The sequence below is a fragment of the Candidatus Caldatribacterium sp. genome, assembly GCA_014359405.1.
GTDB lineage: Bacteria > Atribacterota > Atribacteria > Atribacterales > Caldatribacteriaceae > Caldatribacterium > Caldatribacterium oleiphilum.
Genome location: JACIZN010000098.1, coordinates 1 through 7193, shown reverse-complemented (window position 1 = coordinate 7193; position 7193 = coordinate 1). Strand labels below are relative to the sequence as shown.

The window sequence follows — 7193 nt, the reverse complement described above, 5'->3', positions numbered from 1 at the left end:
GGAGGGAGACGACGTCTACGAAGCCCTCGTAGGGGATGATACGGTTTTCGAGGTTGAGGTGACTGCGAATCGGGGGGATTGTCTCTCCGTTCTTGGGCTGGCGAGAGAAATTGCCGCTTCTTGCAGAATTCCTCTCGTGCTTCCAGAGATCCGATACCCTGAGAAAGACATAAGACACGATTTCTCCTTAGAGAACGAGGCGGTTCACCTTTGCCCCTACTACACCGGGAAGTACATTCCTTCTCTTGTGGTTCGGCCCTCGCCTTTCTGGATTGTTCGGGATCTCCTCCTTGGGGGAATGCGGCCCATCAACAACGTCGTGGATATTACGAATCTCGTAATGCTCGAGATGGGTCAGCCACTCCATGCCTTCGATGCTTCCCGAATCCGGGGGAGAGTTGTCCGTGTCCGGGAGGCTCGGGAGAATGAGCGTCTCGTTACCCTCGATGGGGAGGAGAGGGCGCTTGAGAAGGGGATGCTTGTCATTGCTGACGCTTTCCGTCCTATCGCTATTGCCGGCATCATGGGGGGGCAGGAGAGCGAGGTTGGACCTTCTACCCGGGAGGTTTTCCTTGAGGCGGCGCTCTTTGACCGGGTTTCGGTTCGGCGAACTGCTCGGGCTTTGGGAATGCGTACCGAGGCCTCGGCTCGCTTTGAACGAGGGGTTGACCCTCTTTGTGTCCTCCAGGCAGCCTCTCGAGCAGTTGCGCTCCTTGTGGAGGAGGGACAAGCAGAGGTGGCGGCAGGATGGTTGGTGAGCGGTCAGCCTCCCTATGTGGAGCGAGAAGTCCAAGTTCCTGTGAACTTCATAACACAGAGACTCTCCTCTTTTATTTCGCGTGAGGAGATTACGGGTATTCTTGAGGCTCTCGGTTTTAGGGTAACCTCAGAGGGTGAGGTACTTTCTGTCCGTGTTCCAAGCTGGCGTTCCGACGTACGGGAAGCCATTGACATCGTCGAAGAAGTGGGTCGGGTTCACGGGTATGGAAGCATCATTTCTTCCTTTCCCTCCTTTGCCTTCGACCCTGGGAACATTCCCCAGAAGGAATCCTTAATTACGAGAATCCGAGAACATCTCGTACACCGTGGTCTGTACGAGGTGGTGACCCTTTCCCTTGTCGATGAGGATGAAGCAGAAGTTCTGGGTGTGGAGGATGTAGCAAGAGTTCTTAATCCTCTTTCCCGGGACCATGTCGTCCTTCGTCCCTCCCTTTTTCCTGGACTTTTGAGAGTTGTGGCCTTGAATGCTCGAAGGGGGCGTCGGAGTCCTGGTTTCTTTGAGGTGGGACGGGTCTTCCTTCGGAGAGGGGACCAGTTTGTGGAGGAGGAGCGCCTTGGGGTACTCCTTTGGAGCTACGTGGAGCCTTCCCTCTGGCGAAGGACTTCCTGGGACATTTTCTCCCTGAAGGGAATTCTCGAAGAGATTGGAGAAGTTGCGCGACTCTCTCCGCAGGGGTTTGAGTGCCGGAAAGAGACATTCCCGTTCCTTGAAGAGGACAGGGCTTTTGCGGTGTACGCCTCAAAAACCGGAGAAGTCTTCATCGGCTTTGGAGGCAGGGTTCCGACTCCATTTCTTCGGGAGCACGACATCGACGGAGAGGTGTACTACCTTGAGATTTCCCTTGACCTTCTTGGGGAAATGTCCTCTTCCCCCTTCTTTGGAGAGTTCTCCTTGCCTTCCTTCCCCAGCGTGATTCGGGATATAGCCGTGGTGGTTGATCACTCAACTCCCTGGTCCTTCGTGGCTTCTCGGGTGGAGGAAGAAGCAAAAAGGCATGGAATGGCTCTGGAGGAGTTTGTTCTCTTTGATGTGTTCTCGGGGAATCCCCTCCCTCCTGACAAAAAGGGATTCGCCTTTCGGTTGGTCTTTCGTGCTCCGGATAGGACCCTTGCCGAGGAAGAAGTTGCTGCATGGGTGCAGATTATTAAAGAAAGCCTGAAGCGAACGGGGAGGGTGGTGCTACGGGAAGAGATGACGATTCCTCATGAATGACTGGTACACACTTCTTTGCTTTGCCATTCTGGCCATCAGTGCAGCACGCAGTGCTCTTCGAGGCTTTAGCAAGGAATTCCTGGTCTTCATAGGTCTTATATGTGGATTGCTTCTCGGTCTCAGGTACTACGAAGAGGTGGTTGCCTTTTTCCGTCTCCGCTTCGGGTGGGAAAGCCCATGGCTTGGGTTGGTGAGCTTCTTCCTCTTCTTCCTCCCCATCGTTATGGTCTTTTCGTTCTTTGGTATCCGTCTCCGGCGAGTCTTTGAACGTCTTGACATTCTCTGGGTAGATGCCCTTTTAGGGTTCTTCGTCGGGCTTTTGAAGGGAATGCTTTGGGTTCTCATCATAACTGTTTTCGTGGCCAATGTGGCATACCTCCGTTTCCTCGAAGAAGGAATCGCTCGTTCCCGCTTCTACAAAAACTTTACGCTTCCGGCTATAGAGTACGTGGATCGCTTTGTCAGTCAATTCCCCCAGATTGCTTTCCTGAGACCCTGGCTTGCTAAGGGAGCGGCACTCCAAAATGAAGGTTTCTCAGAAGATACTCACGAGTTTTGAGTACGATAGAATTCTCGAGCTCCTTGCCACCTTTTGCACCTGTCCAGCGACTGAGGAGAAAGCCCGAAATCTCTCCTTCCTCCCAAAGGAAACTCTTCCCACGTACCTTGAAATGATCCGGGAACTCCGAGACCTCCTTCGTTTTGATGGCGATATCCCCTTTGGAGAGTTCCCGGATATCCGTCCTCTGCTTAGGGTTCTTGCTATTCCCGGAAGCCGCTTGTCCCTCGAGGAAGCAAAAAAGATGCATCGGTTCCTCCTCATGTCCTGCGACATACGTCACTTTGTGGAGGAGAGAAAACTCAGTGAAAAGTATCCGCTCCTTTCTTCCTGGTATTTCCAAAGAGTTCGGGACTTCTCGGGGATTCTGCGCCACTTCGACCGGATTTTCTCAAAGGATGGGCAGATTCTCGATACGGCCAGTGAAAGGCTCTGGAACATCAGGAGAAAGAGGGAAGATCTCAGGGCAAAGATCGAAGATACCCTCCACCGTATGCTCCAGGATTCCAGAATTGCGCGGTGCCTTCAAGAACCTTTCTTCACGGTACGAAAGGGAAGATACGTCCTTCCGGTAAAATCCCAGTTCCGGGGGGTAATCAAGGGGCTTGTCGTTGACTATTCTTCGAGTGGGTCCACGCTTTTCATCGAACCCTGGTCGGTGGCAGAGCTCACGGGAGAACTTGAGGCCCTTGCGGCCCTTGAAGAGGAAGAGATTGCCCGAATTTTGTCCTCTTTAACGGAGCGGTTGCGACCTCACGCACAGGCTCTTCAGGAGACCTTTGCATCCCTTGTGGAGCTCGATCTTGCCAGAGCGAAGGTGAAGCTTGGGGAACGGTGGAGGGGGTGCATCCCAAAGGTAGGAGGGGAGATTCTTTCTATTCGTGGTGGTCGACATCCTCTCCTTGGGGATCAAGCAGTGCCCTTCGACCTTGAGGTTCCTCAAAAGCAGAGCACAGTTTTGGTGAGCGGTCCAAATGGTGGAGGCAAAACAGTACTCGTGAAGACCATTGCTCTTCTTGTGACGCTCACTTTCTGCGGTATCCCTGCCCCTCTCGGGGAAGGCTCCTCTATTCCCCTCTATGAACATCTCTTCGTCGACGTAGGGGACCACCAGGATCTTGAGAGTAGCCTGAGTACCTTCACCTCCCGCATGGTGTTCTGGCGCGATGCCCTCAAGGAGGCAGGGCCGACGAGCCTCTTTTTGATTGATGAACTCGGAGCTGGAACAGACCCCAACGAAGGAGCAGCGCTTGGCATAGCGTTTCTTGAGTACCTGCAGGAGCGGGGTGTTACTTGCATTGCCACCACTCACCTTCCTGCGCTTCGCGAGTACGCCCTTCGCTCTCCAAGAGTCCTTCCTGCCTCCCTTTCCTTTGACCCTGAGACCCTTAAGCCTACGTATCGCCTTGTTGTGGGCTGCGTTGAGGGGAGTTACGGCATCACCATTGCTGAGAGAGTTGGGATTCCCCAGGACATCGTGCAAAGGGCCCTCTGTTTTCTCCGGAAAGAAGAGGTCGAACTCAACGAACTTTTGATTGCTCTTTCCAAAGAGAAGGAGAAGGCAGAAGAACTCCGCCGCGAACTTGAACAAGAACTCCTGAAGGTACAGCGAGAAAAGGAGGAAGTGGCATTCCTTCGAAAGACTCTTGAAGGGGAACGTCGTAACTTGAAGAGGATTCTCCGTGAGGAAGTGGAGACCTACCTCAGGGAAAAGGAGAAGGAAATTTCCCGTCTCGTAGGGGAATTGCGAAAGGCAAAAGAGCTCGACGACGAGAAGTACCGAGAGCTCCGCACCATCCTTGCCGAGGGACAGAGGTACCTTGACTCTTTCAAGGAAGAGCCAGAGCCAGCGGAGGAATTCCATGAGGGGGATGTGGTTTTTGTCGACCCTTTGGGGCAAGGCGTGGTCCTTTCAGTAGATACAAAGAGAGGGGAAGTTCTTGTTGCTGTTGGTGACCGGAGGGTGAGGGTTACCCCAAATCGTTTGCGACGGAGCGCAGAGCCTCTGCCCCAGAGTACTCCATCTGTGGTTGTTACCCCGTTTCTCCCGAAGGAGCGCATTTCCAACGAAGTGACTATTCGGGCCCTTCGAGCAGATGAAGCTCTTCTTGTGCTCGAAAAGTACCTCGATCGAGCAGTTCTTGCGGGGTTCAAGACCGTATACATTATCCATGGGAAAGGAGAAGGAAAGCTTCGTCAGGTTACCCACGAGTTCCTCCGAAATCATCCCCACGTGGAGGATTTCCGGCTCGGTAGGCCCGAGGAGGGAGGCCTTGGGGTGACGGTGGTGACGCTACGGGGGTAACTACGGACACGATGTGCAGAGGGTGCTTGGAGCTGTTCCTCTTTTGAAGGGAAGGGCGAGTTTTTTGCAGGAGGGAGAGGGAAGAAGTCCTGTCTTGGCGCAAACCTCAACCTCCACGATTCCCTCAGGTTGGGTGAAGTCGTGGGGGGGAACATTCTTTAGGGCTTCTTTCATGACCTGAGCAAAAATCGGTGCAGCGATTATCCCTCCGGTTTTCTGGGGTCCTAAGGGCTTTCGGTCATCGTTGCCGAGAAATACCCCACACACAAGGTCCGGTGTGAATCCTACAAACCAGGCATCGATGAAATCCTCTGTTGTACCGGTTTTCCCTCCTACTGGCCTTCCGATAGCTGCTCTTCGACCTGTTCCTCGCTCAACGACCCCCTGAAGAAGGCGTGCCATGATGTACGCTGTTTCTGGAGACAGGGCTCTCCGGAGAGTTGGCGTTCGCTCGTAGAGGATGCGCCCTTCTGCATCCTCTACCCGTAGGATGGCCATGGGCTCGGGGACCATACCGCTATTTGCGAAGGCGGCATAGGCTGTGGTGAGTTCCAGAAGAGTGACCTCTGAAGTGCCGAGGGCAAGAGAGAGATCGCGCCTCAGAGGACTTCGAATTCCCATTCTTTTGGCGTACTGAATGACCTTGTCGATGCCAGTCTCTTGAAGGAGCTTGATGCCAATGATGTTGACCGATTTCTCCAAAGCCTCTCGCAGGGTCATAGGCCCCCGAAAGATTCGTTCGTAGTTTTGGGGTTTCCATCCATTTGGGAACTCGAGAGGTTCATCGACAAGGACTGTGCTTGGAGTGAAACCGCTGTCCAGGGCGGCAGCGTATATGAAGGGCTTGAAGGTGGACCCAGGTTGCCGGTATGCCTGGGTCGCTCGGTTGAACTTACTCTCTTCGTAGTTTCGTCCTCCGACCATGGCCTTGATGTATCCATTTTTAGGGTCGATGCAGAGAATCGCTCCTTGGTACCCGCTTTTTGCAAGAGCATCGTTAGCTATTTTCTGAATGTCTGTGTCGAGAGTTGTGTACACCTTAAGGCCTCCGCTGAAAATCTGCTGGTCCTCAAAGCCGTTGGCGCGAAGCTCTTTAATAAGGTAGTCGAGAAAATAGGGGCAGATTGAGGCTCGTCGCTCAAGACCCGAGAGGACCACAGGGGTAGCTACAGCCTCCTCGTATTCTTCTTTGGTGATGAAACCACACTCAAGCATGCGTCGCAAAACCCGCCGCTTTTGTCGCTGGGCAGCGGCAAGATCCACGTATGGAGAGAAGTACGAGGGGGAACGGGCAATGCCTGCAAGCATGGCCATCTCTGCAAGGTTCAGGTCTTTGAGTTCTTTCCCAAAGTAGAGCCGAGCTGCTGCTTTGACACCGTACACCCCATGTCCAAGGTAAATCTGGTTGAGGTAGGCTTCAAGGATTTCGTCCTTGGTGTACTTCCGCTCGAGGATAAGGGCAAGAAGGGCTTCTTTAACTTTGCGTTCGAGATTCCTGCGATTGTCCAGGAAACGGCTTCGTGAGAGTTGCTGGGTGATGGTGCTTCCCCCCTCTACCACCCGGAAATTGAGGAGGTTCTGCCACATCGCTCGAAGGATGCCCAAAGGGTCTATGCCGGGGTGTTGGTAAAAGTTCTGGTCCTCACTGGCGATGAAGGCTTTCTGGAGGAGAGGAGGGATTTCTTCAAGGCGAGCGTATTCTCGCCGTTCGGTGAAGAATTCCCCGATGAGCTTTCCGTTGAGGTCGTAGATTCGCGTGGTGAGGGAAGGGGTGAAACTTTCAAGCTGGGTTGAAATACCCTGAAGGTCTTTGAAGAAGAGGAAAGACGCGCCACAAAAGACGATGCCTCCTATGGCAAGGCCGAGGGTAAAAGAAAGCGCAAAAAGCGATATCTTTCGGGATCTCTTTTTTCTCATCGTCTCTGTCTTTGCTGGTATAATATGTGCCATGATATGGTACCACAAAACCCCGGAGAATAGAACAGTATGCGTCGTACGGGCAGCTTTCGTGGCGGCACTCTACTTGCTCCTCGTGGTGCTGCCACCGTTTTCGTCTTTTGCCTACGGTCCAGTGCAGGTACGGGTTGCTGAGGCCCTTACGGTGCTCCCATACCTTTTTCCTGAAACCGTTTGGGGACTCACTTTGGGATGTTTTCTTGCTAACCTTCTTGGGGGTCTTGGATTCTTTGATTTCTTCTTCGGTACCCTCTGTACGTTTTGTGCTGCATGGTGGACCTCTCGCGTCCCTCGATCCTTTCTTGCGCCACTTCCACCGATTTTCATCAACGGCTTCGGTGTGGCTCTCTACCTTTCATACCTTCTTAAGGTTCCGTACC

Annotated in this window: 5 protein-coding genes; 4 read left to right on the top strand and 1 reads right to left on the bottom strand. The window is 53.3% G+C overall.

What is annotated here, in order from left to right:
* The 3 genes from pheT to H5U36_07885 form a co-directional block, all read left to right on the top strand.
* Positions 1-1993 (top strand): phenylalanine--tRNA ligase subunit beta (gene pheT / locus H5U36_07895; protein ID MBC7218043.1); only part of this gene is annotated, 1993 nt, incomplete at its 5' end.
* Complete coding sequence (locus H5U36_07890) at positions 1986-2552, top strand: CvpA family protein (GenBank protein MBC7218042.1); 567 nt, start codon at positions 1986-1988, stop codon at positions 2550-2552. The genes pheT and H5U36_07890, both read left to right, overlap by 8 nt.
* On the top strand, positions 2518-4857 hold the full coding sequence (locus tag H5U36_07885; GenBank protein MBC7218041.1) for an endonuclease MutS2: 2340 nt from the start codon (positions 2518-2520) through the stop codon (positions 4855-4857). The genes H5U36_07890 and H5U36_07885 overlap by 35 nt, the downstream gene beginning before the upstream one ends.
* Here H5U36_07885 and H5U36_07880 read toward each other — a convergent pair whose 3' ends face one another.
* Positions 4858-6774: a penicillin-binding protein 1A gene (locus tag H5U36_07880; protein ID MBC7218040.1), complete on the bottom strand. Its 1917-nt coding sequence runs from the start codon at positions 6772-6774 to the stop codon at positions 4858-4860.
* On the opposite strand from H5U36_07880, the gene H5U36_07875 reads away from it, so the two are divergent.
* The coding region (locus H5U36_07875; protein ID MBC7218039.1) for a QueT transporter family protein at positions 6710-7193 on the top strand (484 nt) is incomplete at its 3' end. The genes H5U36_07880 and H5U36_07875 overlap by 65 nt on opposite strands.

Bases quoted from the DNA above. Each gene is read 5' to 3' on its own strand.
- H5U36_07880 (MBC7218040.1), bottom strand. From the start codon at position 6,774: ATGAGAAAAAAGAGATCCCGAAAGATATCGCTTTTTGCGCTTTCTTTT.
- H5U36_07890 (MBC7218042.1), top strand. From the start codon at position 1,986: ATGAATGACTGGTACACACTTCTTTGCTTTGCCATTCTGGCCATCAGT.
- H5U36_07885 (MBC7218041.1), top strand. From the start codon at position 2,518: ATGAAGGTTTCTCAGAAGATACTCACGAGTTTTGAGTACGATAGAATT.